The organism is Arthrobacter sp. YAF34 (assembly GCF_052113245.1).
In the GTDB taxonomy this organism is placed as follows: domain Bacteria; phylum Actinomycetota; class Actinomycetes; order Actinomycetales; family Micrococcaceae; genus Arthrobacter.
Window position 1 is genome coordinate 59135 of the sequence record NZ_JBFRCV010000005.1, and the last position, 16596, is coordinate 75730.

14 protein-coding genes and 2 riboswitches are annotated in these 16596 nt (G+C 67.8%); of the genes, 10 read left to right on the forward strand and 4 right to left on the reverse strand.

What is annotated here, in order from left to right:
- Positions 1-44: 44 nt before the first annotated feature.
- Positions 45-524, forward strand: coding sequence for a Dps family protein (locus AB4Y72_RS07745; RefSeq protein ID WP_441425577.1), 480 nt, complete (start codon positions 45-47; stop codon positions 522-524).
- A gap of 136 nt (positions 525-660) precedes the next feature.
- On the opposite strand, the gene AB4Y72_RS07750 is transcribed toward AB4Y72_RS07745, so the two are convergent.
- On the reverse strand, positions 661-2271 hold the full coding sequence (locus tag AB4Y72_RS07750) for an MFS transporter (protein ID WP_441425578.1): 1611 nt from the start codon (positions 2269-2271) through the stop codon (positions 661-663).
- A gap of 68 nt (positions 2272-2339) precedes the next feature.
- Between AB4Y72_RS07750 and AB4Y72_RS07755 the strand changes: the two genes are divergently transcribed.
- The 6 genes from AB4Y72_RS07755 to AB4Y72_RS07780 all read left to right on the forward strand — a co-directional run bounded on the left by AB4Y72_RS07755 (position 2340) and on the right by AB4Y72_RS07780 (position 10992).
- Positions 2340-2879 (forward strand): TetR/AcrR family transcriptional regulator, encoded by a 540-nt coding sequence (locus tag AB4Y72_RS07755; protein ID WP_441425579.1) that lies wholly within the window; start codon positions 2340-2342, stop codon positions 2877-2879.
- Positions 2880-3021: 142 nt separating this feature from the next.
- A riboswitch (glycine riboswitch) is annotated at positions 3022-3120 on the forward strand.
- A gap of 1 nt (position 3121) precedes the next feature.
- A riboswitch (glycine riboswitch) is annotated at positions 3122-3236 on the forward strand.
- Between the two features lie 39 nt (positions 3237-3275).
- Entirely contained in the window at positions 3276-6173 is a 2898-nt protein-coding gene (gene gcvP, locus AB4Y72_RS07760) for an aminomethyl-transferring glycine dehydrogenase (RefSeq protein ID WP_441425580.1), read from the forward strand.
- A 12-nt stretch (positions 6174-6185) separates the two neighbouring features.
- Positions 6186-7334: a glycine cleavage system aminomethyltransferase GcvT gene (gene gcvT, locus AB4Y72_RS07765; RefSeq protein WP_441425581.1), complete on the forward strand. Its 1149-nt coding sequence runs from the start codon at positions 6186-6188 to the stop codon at positions 7332-7334.
- Between the two features lie 373 nt (positions 7335-7707).
- On the forward strand, positions 7708-8091 hold the full coding sequence (gcvH, locus tag AB4Y72_RS07770; RefSeq protein ID WP_441425582.1) for a glycine cleavage system protein GcvH: 384 nt from the start codon (positions 7708-7710) through the stop codon (positions 8089-8091).
- Positions 8088-9419 carry a serine hydroxymethyltransferase gene (gene glyA, locus AB4Y72_RS07775; RefSeq protein WP_441425583.1) on the forward strand — a complete coding sequence of 444 codons (1332 nt, stop codon included), beginning with the start codon at positions 8088-8090 and terminating at the stop codon, positions 9417-9419. The genes gcvH and glyA overlap by 4 nt, the downstream gene beginning before the upstream one ends.
- Before the next feature lie 160 nt (positions 9420-9579).
- Positions 9580-10992 (forward strand): L-serine ammonia-lyase, encoded by a 1413-nt coding sequence (locus tag AB4Y72_RS07780; protein WP_441425584.1) that lies wholly within the window; start codon positions 9580-9582, stop codon positions 10990-10992.
- An 83-nt stretch (positions 10993-11075) separates the two neighbouring features.
- Here the strand turns inward: AB4Y72_RS07780 and AB4Y72_RS07785 are convergent, their stop codons facing one another.
- On the reverse strand, positions 11076-11645 hold the full coding sequence (locus tag AB4Y72_RS07785) for a TspO/MBR family protein (RefSeq protein WP_441425585.1): 570 nt from the start codon (positions 11643-11645) through the stop codon (positions 11076-11078).
- Between the two features lie 114 nt (positions 11646-11759).
- Here AB4Y72_RS07785 and AB4Y72_RS07790 point away from each other — a divergent pair, with 114 nt between their 5' ends.
- Both AB4Y72_RS07790 and AB4Y72_RS07795 read left to right on the forward strand, forming a co-directional pair.
- Positions 11760-12833 carry a lipid II:glycine glycyltransferase FemX gene (locus AB4Y72_RS07790; RefSeq protein ID WP_441425586.1) on the forward strand — a complete coding sequence of 358 codons (1074 nt, stop codon included), beginning with the start codon at positions 11760-11762 and terminating at the stop codon, positions 12831-12833.
- 30 nt (positions 12834-12863) lie between these two features.
- Positions 12864-14360: a threonine/serine ThrE exporter family protein gene (locus AB4Y72_RS07795; RefSeq protein ID WP_441425587.1), complete on the forward strand. Its 1497-nt coding sequence runs from the start codon at positions 12864-12866 to the stop codon at positions 14358-14360.
- Positions 14361-14396: 36 nt separating this feature from the next.
- On the opposite strand, the gene AB4Y72_RS07800 is transcribed toward AB4Y72_RS07795, so the two are convergent.
- On the reverse strand, positions 14397-15236 hold the full coding sequence (locus tag AB4Y72_RS07800; RefSeq protein ID WP_441425588.1) for a siderophore-interacting protein: 840 nt from the start codon (positions 15234-15236) through the stop codon (positions 14397-14399).
- Between the two features lie 51 nt (positions 15237-15287).
- On the reverse strand, positions 15288-16070 hold the full coding sequence (locus AB4Y72_RS07805; protein WP_441425589.1) for a uracil-DNA glycosylase: 783 nt from the start codon (positions 16068-16070) through the stop codon (positions 15288-15290).
- Between the two features lie 116 nt (positions 16071-16186).
- On the opposite strand from AB4Y72_RS07805, the gene AB4Y72_RS07810 reads away from it, so the two are divergent.
- Positions 16187-16528 carry a DUF3263 domain-containing protein gene (locus AB4Y72_RS07810; RefSeq protein WP_441425590.1) on the forward strand — a complete coding sequence of 114 codons (342 nt, stop codon included), beginning with the start codon at positions 16187-16189 and terminating at the stop codon, positions 16526-16528.
- The last annotated feature ends 68 nt before the right edge of the window (positions 16529-16596 follow it).

The window sequence follows — 16596 nt, forward strand, 5'->3', positions numbered from 1 at the left end:
GGCGCGCGAGGCCCGCACGGTACCGGTTCTACCCAGGAGGACGCATGAAAGCAACACCCACCCTGACGGCCAACCTGCAGGCAGTCCTAGTGGACCTGATCGAGCTCCACGTCCAGGGCAAGCAGGCGCACTGGAACATCGTCGGCACCAACTTCCGGGACCTTCACCTCCAGCTGGACGAGATCATCGACGCCGCCCGGGCATTCGCGGACGACCTCGCCGAACGCATGCGGGCACTGCATGCCCTGCCGGACGGCCGGAGCTCAACCGTGTCCAAGTCGACCGCACTTGCCGAGTTTCCCGCAGGCCTGATCAACACCAAGGACGCCATCGAGCGGATAGTCGCGGCCCTCGAAGCGGCCGTCGGCACGATGCGGAAGGTCCATGACGAAGTGGACGAGGAAGACCCCACCACTGCCGATCTGTTGCATGCGTTCATCGCCAAGTTTGAGCAGTACGCCTGGATGGTCAATGCCGAGACCATGCGGGCCAACGCCAGCGTGACCACGCCGGACAGCAAGTAGCTCCGGGCGGGCTGTTCAGCCGAAGGGTCCGGCGCCGGGGTCTCCCGGCGCCGGACGCTCGTGTTTAAGCCGCGTTCAAGCCCCCCGCCCGGCGTCCCTTGATGCGCTGCAGAAGTAAGTCGACGCCGGGCGAGCGCTATCTGGCCTTCGGCACTTTCCTGAGCACAACCGCCGCGAGGACGCAGGCGCCGGACATCAAGACCAGGGCGATTGTCGCCGTGACGTGGACGCCCGAGTCGAAGGCGGTCCGCGCGGCCGCCGTCACTGCCTCCGCAAGGGGAGCGGGGAGCGTCCGGGCGAGCTCCACAGCGCCGGCGAGCGTTTCGTGGGCCTGGCTGGTGGCCGTGGCCGGGGCGAGCCCGGACACGCCGTCGGGGAGCCGGAGGTTTCCCTGGTAGGAGGCCGTCAGGATGGACCCGAGGATCGCCGTGCCCAGCAGGGACCCCACCTCGTAGCCCGTCTCGGAAATAGCTGCGGCGGCGCCCGCCTTGTCCGCCGGGGCGGCACCCAGGATCAGGTCATTGGAGATTGTCTCGGCGGCGCCCACGCCCAGGCAGAGAACCAGGAGGGCGGCGAGGAGCAGCGAGGGCCCATGGCTGTGGTCGCCGAATGCGACGATGAAATAGCCGGCCGCACTCAGCAGCAGGCCGCCGGCCACGACGAAGCCGGGCCGGACCTTGCGCACGAGCGGGACCACCAGCATGCCCGCGACGACCGTGGCGATGAGGGCCGGGACCATGGCGACGCCGGCGGCAGAAGGGGACTGGCCTTCGAGTAGCTGCAGGTGCTGGGCCAGGAACAGAATGAAACCGTTGTAGGAGAACAGCGCCAGGACGTTGGCAATGATGGCCGTGCTGAAAATCCGGTTGCCGAAGAGGCTGACGTCGAGCATGGGCGCCGTGCTGTGGCCTGTCCTGGGGCACGTGTTCTGGCCTTTTTTCTGGCCTACCGCCAGCGCACGCTGGCGCCGGATGAACACATAGCCCATGAACAGCCCGACGCCGATGCTCGCGAAGGCCGCCGGGGCCGGCCCGTGCGTGGCGAGGGCCTTGATCCCGTACACAACGGGGACCATGACCAGCAGGGACAGGACGATGCTGGGCACATCGACGCGCCCCGGCTTCGGGTCGCGGGATTCGGGGATCAGCGCCGGCCCGAGCAGAAGCAGGGGCAGGATGATCGGCACTGCGACCAGCAGGACGGCGCCCCACCAGAAGTGTTCCACGAGCCAGCCGCCGGCAATCGGGCCCAGGGCCGCGCCGCCGGAGAAGCCCGCGGCCCAGATCGCCACCGCGAGCCGGCGCCGGTTCGGCTGCGGGAAGATGTTGCGGATCAGGGAGAGCGTGGACGGCATGAGCATGGCGCCGAACAGGCCCAGCACGGCGCGGCCCGCGATCAGCCATTCGGCGCTCGGGGCGAACGCCGTCACGGCCGAGACAGCGGCAAAACCTGCGCTGCCGACGAAGAGCAGCCTGCGGCGGCCGATCCTGTCGCCCAGGCTGCCCATCGCAACCAGCAGTCCGGCCAGGACCAGAGGGTAGGCGTCGATGATCCAGAGCAGTTGCACGCCGGAGGCGGACAGGCTGCGGGCGATGGACGGCAGGGCGAAGGTCAGGGCGGTGTTATCCACAGCCACAAGCAAGACCGGGAACATCAGCAGGGCCAACGCCACCCAGTCACGCCAGGGTGCCTGGGGCCGGGGGGCCGCCGGGGTGCTGGTGGCTGCGGTGATCGAGGGGGTGCTCATGGGCGTTAACTATACCGTCTGGACGGTACAGTTAAGAAATGCGGGACCGGGCAGGCATGATGGGAGGCATGCCCAGGAAACCCGTGGCCCGCGAGGCCGTCCTCGATGCCTTTGAATCGCTGCTCATCGAGGTGGGTGAACGCGCCGCGACGCTGGACGCCGTGGCGCGCCGGGCCGGTGTGTCCAAGGGCGGGCTGCTCTACCACTTCCCGACCAAAGAGGCGATGATCGGAGTCCTGCTCGAACGGCTGGACCGGCACTTGGCGGCGGATGTTGCGGCCATGGCGGCGGCGCCGGAAGGCGCGGCGGCCTACTTCATCAAGTCCTCGGTGTGGGCGGACACGCCCATGGACCGGGTGTTCGTGGCGGCCACCCGGCTCGCGGAGGTGGCGCACCAGGAAACCCAGCGCCGCTTCGCCGCCGGGCAGGCTAGCTGGCTGGAACTGCTGGCGGCCGACGTCGGGCCCGCCATGGCGAAGGCGGTCCTCTACATGGGGGACGGGCTCTACTTCAACGCCATGCTGGGCCGCGGCCCCGCCGGGCCGCCTGCCGAAATCGAGGCCGACGTCGAGAGCCTCCTGGCCGCCGTCGAGAAGCTGCGCCGCTGAGCGGGACTTGCCTGCCGCCGCGTAACCTGGGTCCGCGGCCGGGAGGGAGTTTGCGGACGCGCGTCCGGCGTAGGAGAATGAGACCTGTGACTGTAGTCACCCCCGATTGAAACCCAATCGAAAAGCCAACTGAATACGCCTTTGATCTGCGGCGGGAGAGTCCTGCAAGTAGGTACAAGCAGGCGCCGTAGGAGCAAATCCTCCCCAGGAATCTCTCAGGCCCATGTACCGCCGCGGCAAGGCAACTCTGGAAAGTAGCAGGCGTGTCCCGGACATGCCGTGCTCACCGACGGTGCAAGCGGAGCCCTGAATCGCAGGCTGCGCGGAAACTCTCAGGTCCAATACAGAGCGGGGAGGAACCCAAATCACTGTGGCGTACCCTGCGCCGCCTGAGTTATGGAGTTCCTTGTGACTGTTACCCCAGCCTCCACGTCCTTCGTTGACCGGCACATTGGCGCGCGCCGCCAGGCCGACGTCGACGCCATGCTGAAGGCTGTCGGCTACGACACCGTCGACGCCCTCGTGGATACCGCCGTTCCGAAGGACATCCGGCAGGACGCGGACCTCGCGCTCGCCGCAGCCCTCAGCGAAGTCGAAGTCCTCGCGGAACTGCGCAAGCTGGCGGCGAAGAACAAGACGGCCGTGCAGATGATCGGGCAGGGCTACTACGACACCCTCACCCCGCCGGTGATCCGCCGCAACATCCTCGAAGCCCCGGCCTGGTACACCGCGTACACGCCCTACCAGCCGGAAATCTCCCAGGGCCGGCTCGAGGCGTTGCTGAACTTCCAGACCATGGTCCAGGACCTCGTCGGCCTGCCGATCGCCAACGCCTCCCTGCTGGATGAAGCCACCGCCGTGGCCGAGGCCGTGCTGATGATGCGCCGCGCGAACAAGAACAAGACGGCGCACGACGGCAAGACCGTCCTCGACGCCGACTGCCTCCCGCAGACCATCGCGATCGTCAAGGGCCGCGCCGAAGCCCTCGGTTTCGAGGTCGAGGTCGCCGACCTCTCCAAGGGCCTGCCCGACGGCGTCATCAACGGCGTCGTGCTGCAGCAGCCGGGTGTCTCCGGCCGGGTGTTCGACCACACCGCCGTGATCGCCGAGGCCAAGGAACGCGGTGCCCTCGTGACCGTCGCCGCAGACCTCCTCTCCCTGACCCTCATCACGTCCCCGGGTGAACAGGGCGCGGACATCGCCGTCGGTTCCGCCCAGCGCTTCGGCGTCCCGCTGTTCTTCGGCGGCCCGCACGCCGCCTACATGGCCGTTCAGAAGGGCCTTGAGCGCTCCATGCCCGGCCGCCTCGTGGGCGTTTCCAAGGACAACGCCGGCGTACCCGCCTACCGCCTGGCCCTGCAGACCCGCGAGCAGCACATCCGCCGCGAGAAGGCCACGTCCAACATCTGCACCGCCCAGGCCCTGCTGGCCATCGTGGCGTCCTTCTACGCCGTCTACCACGGCCCGGACGGGCTGAAGGCAATCGCCCAGTCGGTCCACGTCCACGCCAAGACCATCGCGGCCTCGCTGAAGGCCGCCGGCCTGGACGTGCTTCACACCTCCTTCTTCGACACCATCACCGTTTCCGTGCCGGGCCGGGCAGCAGAGATCATCGCGGCAGCCGACGCCAAGGGCGTCAACCTGCGCGCCATCGACGCCGACACCGTTGGCATCTCCGCCGATGAGGCCACGACTGTGCATATCGTCGCCGACGTCATCGCCGCGTTCGGCGCGTCCGTGACGGACACGGATGAAGGGTTCGGCCTGGACCCCGCCCTCGAGCGCACCTCCGACTACCTGCAGCACCCGGTGTTCAACACGCACCGCTCGGAAACGCAGCTGCTGCGCTACATCCGCCGCCTCTCGGACCGCGACCTCGCCCTGGACCGCACCATGATCCCGCTGGGTTCGTGCACCATGAAGCTGAACGCCACGGCCGAGATGGAAGCCATCTCCTGGCCGGAGTTCGCCTCCATCCACCCCTTCGCCCCGGAATCCCAGACCGCCGGCTGGCGCGAACTGATCGAGGACCTCGAAGCCCAGCTGACCGAGATCACCGGCTACGACCAGGTCTCCATCCAGCCCAACGCCGGATCCCAGGGCGAGCTCGCGGGCCTGCTGGCGATCCGCGGCTACCACCTCTCCCGCGGGGATGCCCAGCGCAACGTCTGCCTCATCCCGGCCTCCGCGCACGGCACGAACGCGGCCTCGGCCGTGCTCGCCGGCATGAAGGTGGTCGTGGTGGCCACCGCGTCGGACGGCACGATCGACCATGCGGACCTCACCGCCAAAATCGAGGCCAACCAGGACGCCCTGTCCTGCATCATGATCACCTACCCGTCCACCCACGGGGTGTACGACGCCGATGTGCGCGAGGTCTGCGACGCGATCCACGCCGCCGGCGGCCAGGTCTACATCGACGGCGCCAACCTCAACGCCCTCGTCGGGCTGGCCCAGCCCGGCATGTTCGGCGGCGACGTCTCGCACCTGAACCTGCACAAGACCTTCTGCATCCCGCACGGCGGCGGCGGACCCGGCGTCGGCCCGGTCGCTGCCAAGGCCCACCTGGCACCGTTCATGCCAGGCAACGCGGCTGACCCGGCCAACGGCGCCGACGGCACCCCGATCTCCGCTTCCCGCTATGGCTCGGCCGGCGTCCTGCCGATCTCTTGGGCCTACGTGAAGCTCATGGGCGGCCGGGGCCTCACCGAGGCCACCAAGTCGGCCCTGCTCGCGGCGAACTACATCGCGGCCCGCCTGAACGATTCGTTCCCGGTCCTCTACACCGGCGAAGGCGGCCTGGTGGCGCACGAGTGCATCCTGGACCTGCGCGAGCTCACGGCCAAGACCGGCGTGACCGCCGAGGACGTGGCCAAGCGCCTGATCGACTATGGCTTCCACGCCCCGACGCTCGCGTTCCCGGTGGCAGGCACCCTGATGGTGGAGCCCACCGAATCCGAGGACCTGGGCGAGATTGACCGATTCATCACGGCCATGATCTCCATCCGCGCCGAAATCGACCAGGTGGCCCACGGCGACTTCACCGTGGAGCACAGCCCGCTGCGCAACGCCCCGCACACCGCCGCCGCCGTGATCAGCACCGACTGGGCCCGCGAATACCCGCGCGAGCAGGCCGTCTTCCCGGTCCACACGCTCAGGCAGGACAAGTACTTCCCGCCGGTCGGCCGGATCGACGGCGCCGCGGGGGACCGCAACCTGATCTGCTCGTGCCCTCCCCTCGAAGCCTTCGAGGATCACGCTGACGACTCCGCCACCTCCGACTCCGCCAAATAAGGACAGCCAACGATGACTGAGAACTACACGGCCCTGTATGAAGAGCACAAGAAACTCGGCGCTTCCTTCACTGACTTCGGTGGCTGGCAGATGCCGCTGAAGTACAGCTCCGAACTCGCCGAGCACCACGCCGTCCGCAAGTCCGCGGGCCTGTTCGACCTCTCCCACATGGGCGAAGTCTGGGTCACCGGCCCGGACGCCGCCGCCTTCCTGGACTACGCCCTGGTCGGCAAGATCTCCGCGATGGCGATTGGCAAAGCGAAGTACTCGCTGATCTGCAACGAGGACGGCGGCATCATCGACGACCTCATCACCTACCGCCGCGGCGAAGAGAAGTTCCTCGTGGTCCCCAACGCCGGAAACGCCAAGGTCGTGGCCGCAGCCCTGGCCGAGCGCGCCGCTGCCGGAAAGGAAGGCGGATTCGACGTCACCGTCCAGGACGCCTCGGCCGAAACCTCGCTGATCGCCGTGCAGGGCCCCAAAGCGGAGGAAATCCTGCTGCGCCTGGTTCCGGCCGCGCAGCATGAGCTCGTCACCGGCCTGAAGTACTACGCCGCGGTGGACGTCCCCTTCCTCGTGGGCGGCACCAGCCAGGACCTCCTGCTGGCCCGCACCGGCTACACCGGTGAAGACGGCTTCGAGATCTTCGTGGCCAACGAGGACGCCGCCGCGCTGTGGCAGGCCCTCGTCGCTATTGCCGACGACGGCGAGCTGACGCCGGCCGGCCTGGCGTCCCGCGATTCGCTCCGGCTCGAAGCCGGCATGCCGCTCTACGGCAATGAGCTTTCCCTCGAAGGCGACCCCTTCGCCGCCGGACTGGGTCCCGTCGTAGCCCTCTCCAAGGAAGGCGACTTCATCGGCAAGGCCGCACTGGCCGCCAAGAAGGAAGCCGGCGCCGGATCTACCACGGGCCGCAAGCTCGTCGGGCTCAAGGGCTTGGGCCGCAGGGCCGGCCGCGGCCACTACCCGGTCCTCAAGGACGGCAACGTGGTCGGCGAAGTCACCTCCGGGCAGCCCTCACCCACCCTGGGCTACCCGGTGGCGATGGCCTACGTCGACGTCGAATTCACTGAGCCCGGCACGGCCCTGGACATCGACCTGCGCGGCAAGTCCGAGCCCTTCGAAGTGGTCGCACTGCCGTTCTACAAGCGCCAAAAGTAGCCGAAGCGGTCCCGGGGGCTGCGTGACTGTGGTTGCGTGAGCCCGTCGGGTCCGACATCCTCTGCATGCTCGGTCGCGAAGACGCCCGCTGGGCGGACGTGACGCTCCCGAAGGGGCCCACGCCGTCCGGGTTCCCTGGCCGAGCTTGCGAGGTTAGGGGGACGGCGGGGAGCATGCTGCCGGATGTCGGGCCCGAAGGGGCCCTGCAGCTCACCTCGGTTTCAACTCACCTCCCGTTCCAGGCGTCATTGGGGGCGCCTTCGAACGCCACAGGTGCTGGGTATGTACCGATACCAACCCCGCTTATCCCGCCGCCCAACCCAGCCACAATTGATTTAGCACCAACGACCACTCCAAGACTTAGGAAAAACACATGGCAAAAGTTGCCCCTGAACTGCAGTACTCCGACGAGCACGAGTGGGTTGCACGCGAGGCCGGGAACGTTGTGTCCATCGGCATCTCCGCCGTCGCCACGGACGCCCTCGGCGACATCGTCTACGTGGACCTGCCCGAGGTCGGCTCCGCGGTGACCGCGGGGGAGACCTGCGGCGAGGTCGAGTCGACCAAGTCCGTCTCGGACCTGTACGCCCCCGTGACGGGCGAGGTCACCGAAATCAACCCCGCCGTCGTTGACGACCCCGCACTGATCAACAGCGACCCGTACGGTGCCGGCTGGCTCTTCAAGGTCGCCGCGGAGTCCGACGGCCCGCTGCTGTCCGCCCAGGACTACGCGTCCAAGAACGGCGGCGAGCTGTGAGCGCGGCAGCCGCAGGCACCAACACCGCCGTGTTTGAGCAGGTCGTTTCCCCGAGCCTGGACGCCGAACTGTCCGCCCTGGACCCGGAGATCGCCGCGAGGATCGACGCTGAGCTCACCCGCCAGCGCGACGGCCTGGAAATGATCGCCTCGGAGAACCACACCGCCAAGGCCGTCATGCAGGCGCAGGGCTCCGTGCTGACCAACAAGTACGCCGAGGGCTACCCGGGCAAGCGCTACTACGGCGGCTGCGAGCACGTTGACGTGATCGAACAGCTCGCCATCGACCGGGTCAAGGCCCTGTTCGGCGCCGAGTACGCCAACGTCCAGCCGCACTCCGGGGCGCAGGCCAACGCCTCCGTCATGCACGCCCTGATCCGTCCGGGCGACACCATCATGGGCCTGAACCTGGCCCACGGCGGGCACCTGACGCACGGCATGAAGATCAACTTCTCCGGCCGGCTCTACAACGTCATCCCCTACCAGGTCCGTGAAGAGGACCACCGGATCGACATGGCCGAGGTCGAACGCCTGGCCCAGGAGCACAAGCCGCAGCTGATCGTTGCCGGCTGGTCCGCGTACGCCCGGCAGCTGGACTTCGCCGAGTTCCGCCGGATCGCGGACTCGGTGGGCGCCTACCTCATGGTGGACATGGCCCACTTTGCCGGGCTCGTGGCCGCGGGTCTGCACCCGTCGCCGGTGCCGCACGCCCACGTCACCACCTCCACCACGCACAAGACCCTCGCCGGTCCGCGCGGCGGCATCATCCTCTCCAACGACGCCGACATCGCCAAGAAGATCAACTCGGCCGTGTTCCCCGGACAGCAGGGCGGCCCGCTGGAGCACGTCATCGCCGGCAAAGCCGTGGCCTTCAAGATCGCCGCGTCCCCGGAGTTCAAGGAGCGCCAGGAGCGTGTGCTGGCCGGCGCGAGGATCCTCGCCGAGCGCCTGGTCCAGCCGGACGTCACCGCCCAGGGGATCAACGTGATCTCCGGGGGCACCGATGTGCACCTGGTCCTCGTGGACCTGCGCAACTGCGTGCTCAACGGTCAGGAAGCCGAGGACCGCCTCGCGGCGATCGACATCACCGTCAACCGCAACGCCGTCCCGTTCGATCCGCGCCCGCCGATGGTCACCTCGGGGCTGCGGATCGGCACCCCTGCCCTGGCCACCCGCGGTTTCGGCGAAGCGGCCTTCGCCGAGGTTGCGGACATCATCGCCGAGGCCCTGATCGCCGACGCCGATGCGGACCTGTCCGGTCTGCGCTCACGGGTGGAGGCCCTCGCCGCTGCCCACCCGCTTTACCCCTCGGTTGATAACCTCGCCTAAGCGACGTATCACTGAAAGAAGACACGACGCCGGGCGGGTTGCGGCCAGAAGCCGCCGCCCGGCGTCGTGCATCAGGCAGGACTGCCGCCGACCGGCGGCCGCACCTCCTACCGGCAAGACCCTCTGCCGGGCCACAGCAAGACCTAGTTAGGAACCGACAATGGCTGTTGGAGTCTTTGACCTTTTTTCCATCGGAATTGGGCCATCCAGCTCGCACACCGTGGGCCCCATGCGGGCCGCCGCCGTCTTCGCCGAAGAACTCAAGGCTTCCGGGGACCTGGAGAAGGTGGCCTCGCTGCGGGTTGACCTCTACGGATCCCTCGCCGCCACGGGCCACGGCCACGGCACCATGACCGCCATCCTGCTCGGGCTCGAGGGCTTCCACCCCGAGCTGATCCTCCCCGAGGAAGTGGAGGTCCGGCTCGCCGCGATCGCCGAGACCGGCACCCTGCAGCTGGCCGGGGCCGGTGATGGGAACGGTGTTCCCCTGCCCTACGGTGTGAAGGACATGATCCTGCGGCCGCTGACCATCCTGCCCCGGCACACCAACGGGATGACCTTCACGGTCTCCGACGCCGACGGCGAAGTCCTGCACAAGGCGACGTTCTTCTCGGTCGGCGGCGGCTTCATTGTCCGCGAAGGCGAGGAAGACGCGGCCCTGAAGGAACTCGCCGAGTCGAAGAAGGAACTTCCCCTGCCCTTCCGCACTGCCGCGGAACTGCTGGGCCGCTGCCAGTCCAAGGGCCTCTCGATCGGCGACATTATGTTCGTCAACGAACGCGCCTCCCGCACCGAAGAGGAGATCCGGGAGGGCCTTCTGCACATCTATTCGGTGATGGAGGGCTGCGTCGAGGTCAGCCTCAAACGCGTTGGGCTGCTGCCCGGCGGGCTCAAGGTGCGGCGCCGCGCGCCCGACTGGCACGAACGCCTGATGAAGGAAGACAAGGACCGGGATCCGAAGTACTGGCAGGAATGGGTCAACCTCATCGCCCTGGCCGTGAACGAGGAAAACGCCTCCGGCGGCCGCGTGGTCACCGCCCCCACGAACGGTGCCGCGGGCATCATCCCCGCCGTGCTCTACTATGCGCTGCACTTCGCCCCCGGGATGGACAAGGCAACCCAGCAGGACCGCGACGATACCATCGTTAAGTTCCTGCTGACCGCGGCTGCCATCGGGGTGCTGTACAAGGAGCAGGCATCGATTTCCGGCGCCGAAGTCGGCTGCCAGGGCGAGGTGGGCTCGGCGTCGTCGATGGCCGCCGCCGGCCTGGCCGAGGTCATGGGCGGCACGCCCCAGCAGGTGGAGAACGCCGCGGAAATCGCGATGGAACACAATCTGGGCCTGACTTGTGATCCTATCGGCGGGCTCGTCCAGGTCCCGTGCATTGAACGCAACGCGATCGCCGCGGCGAAGGCCATCAACGCCGCCAAGATGGCCCTGTGGGGCGACGGCACCCACCGGGTCTCCCTGGACGAGGTGATTGTGACCATGCGCGAGACCGGCAAGGACATGAGCTCCAAGTACAAGGAAACCGCGATGGGCGGCCTCGCCGTGAACGTGGTGGAGTGCTGACGGGCTGCCGCCGCCGGTAGCCGCTGGCTGTGCAGCCGTCAGTTGTGCAGCCGTCAGTTGTGCAGCCGTCAGTTGTGCAGCCGTCAGTTGTGCAGCGCGGCCCACAGATTCAGCGAGGCCGCGAACACGATCCAGGACAGGTAGGGCAGCATCAGCAGCCCCGCCGTCCGGCTGATGGGCCCGAAGAGCACCACGGTCACCGCCACGGCGACGGCCAGCGCCACGATGATCACGAACGCAATCCACAGCGCAGGCGTCCCCAGCGCCGGGTACAGGGCAAAGAAGACCGGGGTCCACAGCAGGTTCAGCCCCAGCTGGACGCCGTAGGCGGTGAGGGCCGTCCGCTTGTTCGGTGTCCGGGGCCCTTCGGCATGGCTGCGCCAGACCAGCCATGCCGCGACTGCCATGGCGGTGTACAGGACGGTCCACACTGGGCCGAACACCCAGTTGGGCGGGGACCACGGGGCCTTGTCCGCCGTGGCGTACCAGCCGTTGACGTGGTTGGCGGTGGCCAGGCCGCCGAGCGCCGCAACGAGCGCCGACGCGCCGAGGAACAAAATCAGTGCGATCACCTGTGAGCCGCTGCCGGCGCGTCGCGACCGGCCGCCGGCCTGCCCGGGAGGGCCCTCCAGCGGTTGCTGCTGCGCGTGCATGAGACCAGCGTAACCGCCTTGGCCGGACAGGCGGCAGGGTCCGGACCGATAGACTTGGGGCTGCATGTCCGCATACCGCCGAAGCTCGTACCGCAATGATTGGATGCCGCACCCTTGCGTGAATTCACTGCCCGCTTTGCCTCTGCCGAAGAGATAGCCAACTGGGATGCCCACGTCACGGCGAACCCCAATGGCGGCAATCTCTTGCAATCGGAAGCGTTCGCCGAGGTCAAGCAGCACTTTGGCTGGAAGCCCCTGCACCTCGTCTACGAGACCGCCGACTACACCAGCTACAACCTGGTCTTGGAGAAGTCCTTTCCGCTGCTCGGCAAGCTCTGGTACCTGATCAAAGGCCCCGACGTAGCGTCCGTCGAGGACATTCCCGGGATCACCGCCGCCAACGCGGACTTCGTGAAACGGGCCAAGCTGGGCGTCTTCGCGATCAAGATCGAGCCGGATATCATCCTCTCCGACGACGCCACCCGGGTCCTCGAGGCGGCGGGACTGGTCAAAACCCACAACCTGCAGCCCAACGACTCCACGGCGCTTCTCGACATTGCGCCGGAGGAAAACCAGCTGCTGCGCAACCTCCACTCCCGCGGCCGCAACGCCGTGCGCCGCGCCATCCGCGAGGGCGTCGAGGTCCGCAACGTCGAGCCCACGGAAGAGAACTTCCGGGCCATGTACTCCCTGATGACCACCACCGTGGAGGCCAAATCCCAGGTCCGCGTCCGCGAGTATGAGTACTACCGCCAGTTCTGGACCAACTTCCTGAAGCGGGACCAGGGCAGGCTCCTCTTCGTGTACGAAAACGGCGTACCCTCGGTCGGCGCGTTCGTGATCAACTACGGCCGCAAGGGAACGTACAAGGACGGGGGCTCACTGCAGAAGCGCAGCCAGTACGGTGACTCGCACCTTGTGCAGTGGACTGCGATCAACCAAGTCAAGGACCTCGGCTGCACCGAATACGACTTCTGCGGGACCCCGCCGAGCGACAAGCTCAAGGACACCTCGAACCCCTTCCACGGGCTGGGCTTGTTCAAGACCAGCTTCAGCAAGACCGTGACCGACTTCGTTGGCTGCTATGACCAGGTCCTCAGCCCGCTGAAGTACAAGGCCTGGATGACGGCTGGGGAGCGCGTGGCGCGCCAGCTTTACACCCGACGCACGGGCCAGCAGTTTTACTAAACGAGCGGCAAGGACAGTGAGGAGGCCGGAATGAATACACAACCCGACGGCCGCCGCAGGCCGCCCACGGACGGACTGCCCCGGACCGAACCGATGTCGGCCATGCAGGTGCGCCAAAACGCCGCGGCCAAGCGCATGCTGCGGCGGCTGGTGCAGGGGGAAAACCCGCCAACGGCACCGCTGAGCATCGTGGACCGGCTCGCCGGCAGCCCCTACGCCAACCCGATGATCCAGGTCGGCGGGGTGGACGCCTCAGCCCGCAAGACCATCGACTTCGCCTTGAAACTGGCGGAATCCATGTTCCGGTACGGCGCCGGCGCCCTCGAAGTCGAAACCAGTATCATCGCCATCACCGCCGCGCTGGGGCTGAAGCACATCGAGGTGGACATCACCAACCAGTCGGTGGCCATCAACTATGCCCCAAAGGACCAGACGCCCATCTCCCTGCTGCGCGTCGTGCGGTCCTGGACCAACAACTACGCCGGACTCTCGCAGGTCCACCAGCTGGTCACGGACATCGTGGCCGGCGGGGTCGGCCGCGAGGAAGCGGTGCGCCGGCTCGAGGACATCACCCGCAGCGCCAAGCCGTTCCCGCGGTGGATGGTCACCGTGGCCTTTGGCGTGTTCTCCGCCGTTTTCGTGGGTGTCCTGGGCGGCGGACTGGGCGCCTCGATGGTCGCGTTCGTGTCCAACCTGCTTGTCAGCCTGCTGGCCCGCCAGCTGGGCCGCTGGCGTACCCCGGACTTCTTCATCACGGCCGCGTGTTCGTTCCTGGTGACCATCATCGCCCTCCTGCTGTGGCGTTTCGGCAGCCCGCTGGGAGTGCAGATTGCCCCCGAGATCGTGGTGGTCGGCGGGATCCTGCTGCTCCTGCCGACCGGACGGCTCGTATCCTCCGTGCAGGATGCGATCAACGGCTTCCCCGTCACGGCGGCCGGCCGGTTCCTGTCCACCATGCTGACCTTCGGGGCACTGGTCGCCGGCATAGCCGTCGGCTTCGTCGTGGGAAACATGGCCGGCATGGCGCCGATCGACGTCACCAAAACATTCCCGCCCAAGTATGCCTTGTGGGTGATCGTCATCCTGATCGCCATTGCGGTGCTGATGATCGGCATCACCGAACAGACCAGCCTGAGGCTGCTGCTTCCGACGGCGGCCGTCGGTGTAGTGGGCTATCTGGTTCTGATCGGGGGTGATGCCCTGGGCATCGGGTCCCGGTTCGCGCCGGCCCTCGCCGCCGTCGTGATCGGCCTGCTGGCCCGGGTAGTGGCGCTCCGCATGGGTGCTCCCCAGCTGGTCGTCGCTGTCCCGGCGGCGTTGATCCTGCTCCCCGGCCTCACTATATTCCGGTCCATGTATGTACTGACCATCGAGGAATCGAAGATTCTCATGGGTGCCGGCGGCATGCTCAACGCCGGGGCCATCGTGCTCGGCGTCGCGGCCGGCATCGTGCTCGGCGACACCCTGGCCCGGCCCCTGACGCGGAGCCTGGCCAGCAACGAACGGCGCCGGGCCCGCCGCCGCTAGGCCGTCCGGCCAGCGGCGCCTTTGGACCTTGTGCCGTTAGATCTTGCCTATCGGCAGCTTCTTCTCGGCCTGGAAGTCGTCCTCCACCCGGCCCTGGGCCCAGTAGCCCGAGAGGGACACCTGGGTCCGCTCCAGCCCGCGCTGCACGTAGAAGACCTCCCGGAGGCCCTTCATGGAGCCCCGCTCGCCGTGGGCAAACACCTGCACCCGGCCCTCGGGCCACTCGGCGTCGCGGACTGCCGCTACCAACAGTTCGCTCTCACCGGCGGGGCGGCCGCCGCGCAGCAGCCAGTGCAGTTCGACGCCGGCAGGCGCCGCGAGCCCCTGGATGTCGGCGTCGCTGTCCACCTCGAGAATGGCGAGGCCGCGCGCATCTTGCGGCAGCGACTCAATGGCGGCGCCGATGGCCGGCAGCGCCGATTCATCACCGGCAAACAGATACCAGTCGGCCGCCGGGTCCGGGTTGTAGCCGCCACCCGGGCCCGTGAACGTCAGACGGTCGCCGGGCTTGGCCGCTGCCGCCCACGGGCCGGCCAGGCCTTCATCGCCGTGGACGACGAAGTCGATGGCGAGTTCCTGGGCCGCCGTGTCCACCCAGCGGACCGTGTAGGTCCTGGTGAACGGCCACTGGCTGCGCGGCATCGATTCCCGGATCGCCCACAGGTCCAGAGGGTCCGGGTAGTCGATCCCGGGCTGCGGAAATACGATCTTGACGTACCGGTCCACATAGTCGTTGTTGACGTATCCGGCGAAACCGGGGCCGCCGGCGATGATCCGCACCATGTGCGGGGAGAGCTCTTCCCGGCGCAGGACCGTCAGGTCCGTCTGGGGGCGGGAGTTCCGGTTGGCGGTGGTGGCGGCGGGGGCGGAGGTCATGCTGCTAAGCCTAACCAAGAACCCGTCCGGCAACCGTGGCCGGGAGGCCTGTTACGGCAGCGGGGGCAGTTCCCAATCCACCGTTCCGTCGCCCTGCTCCTGCAGCAGGTCGTTGGTGCGGCTGAACGGCCGGGACCCGAAGAAGCCGCGCGAGGCCGAGAGCGGGCTGGGGTGTGCGCTGGCGAGCACGGCGGCAGAGCCGAGCAGGGGCCGCGCGGACTCGGCGTCCTTGCCCCACAGGATCCCCACGAGGGGAGCCGGGCCCGCACCGTCCGCGGATGCACGGTTCGCGACTGCCCGGATGGCGGCCGTCGTGACGGCCTCCCAGCCTTTGTTCCGGTGCGACCCCGCCGCGCCAGCCCGGACACTGAGAACCCTGTTGAGCAGCAGCACGCCCTGGTCCGCCCAGTGGCCGAGGTCCCCATGGACGCGCGGCGGGAAGCCGAGATCGGCCTGAAGTTCCTTGTACATGTTCGCGAGGCTGCGGGGGATCGGCCGGGTGGCGCCATCCACGGCGAAGGACAGCCCCACGGCGTGCCCCGGTGTCGGATAGGGGTCCTGGCCCACGATCAGGACCCGGACGCCGGCCAGCGGCTGCCGGAAAGCGCGCAGGACGTTCGACGGCGATGGCAGCACCTCGTGCCCCGCGGCCGCCTCGCCGGCCAGGAAGGCCAGGACTTCCCGCAGCTGCGGCTCCACCGGGGCCAGCGCCTCCGCCCAGTCCGGGGCGACCAGCTCATGGAGCGGCCGCCGCGCCAGGTCCGCGAAACTGAGGTCGTCGGCGGCTGCGGGTTCCAGCTCGAACAAGGCATCGGAATCAAACACAGGTCCCATTCTTCCGCAGGTCCGTCCCGGCCGCCTCCGCCGGCACCGCGAGTCAAATGACAACCTTGTCGTTTCGGCCGTAGCATGGGACTGACTTTTTACCGGATCCAGCCAGGGAGTGTGTCGTGGCCGAAACAGCGCAAGAGCACGTGCTCGCGGGGGATTCTGACGATGTTTCCGACGCCGTCGCGAGTCCAGGAGGGGTGGCCGAGGAGTCGCCTCTTAGTCCCCGTGACCAGCAGATGCTGGCCCTCGAGCGGCAGTGGTGGAAGTATGCGGGGGCCAAGGAACAGGCCATCCGGGAGCTGTTCGATCTTTCCGCTACGCACTACTACCAGATCCTCAACGCCCTCATCGATACCGAGGATGCTCTGGCCCACGATCCCATGCTGGTCAAGAGATTGCGTAGACTACGTACATCACGCCAACGTGCCCGAACTGCCCGCCGTCTGGGAACAGATTCGTAAAGTCGCGTCACGCGCGGCCGGTTGCGCAGGTCCTCTTGTGTCCGCTTCCGGCTTCGGGCACCCGTATG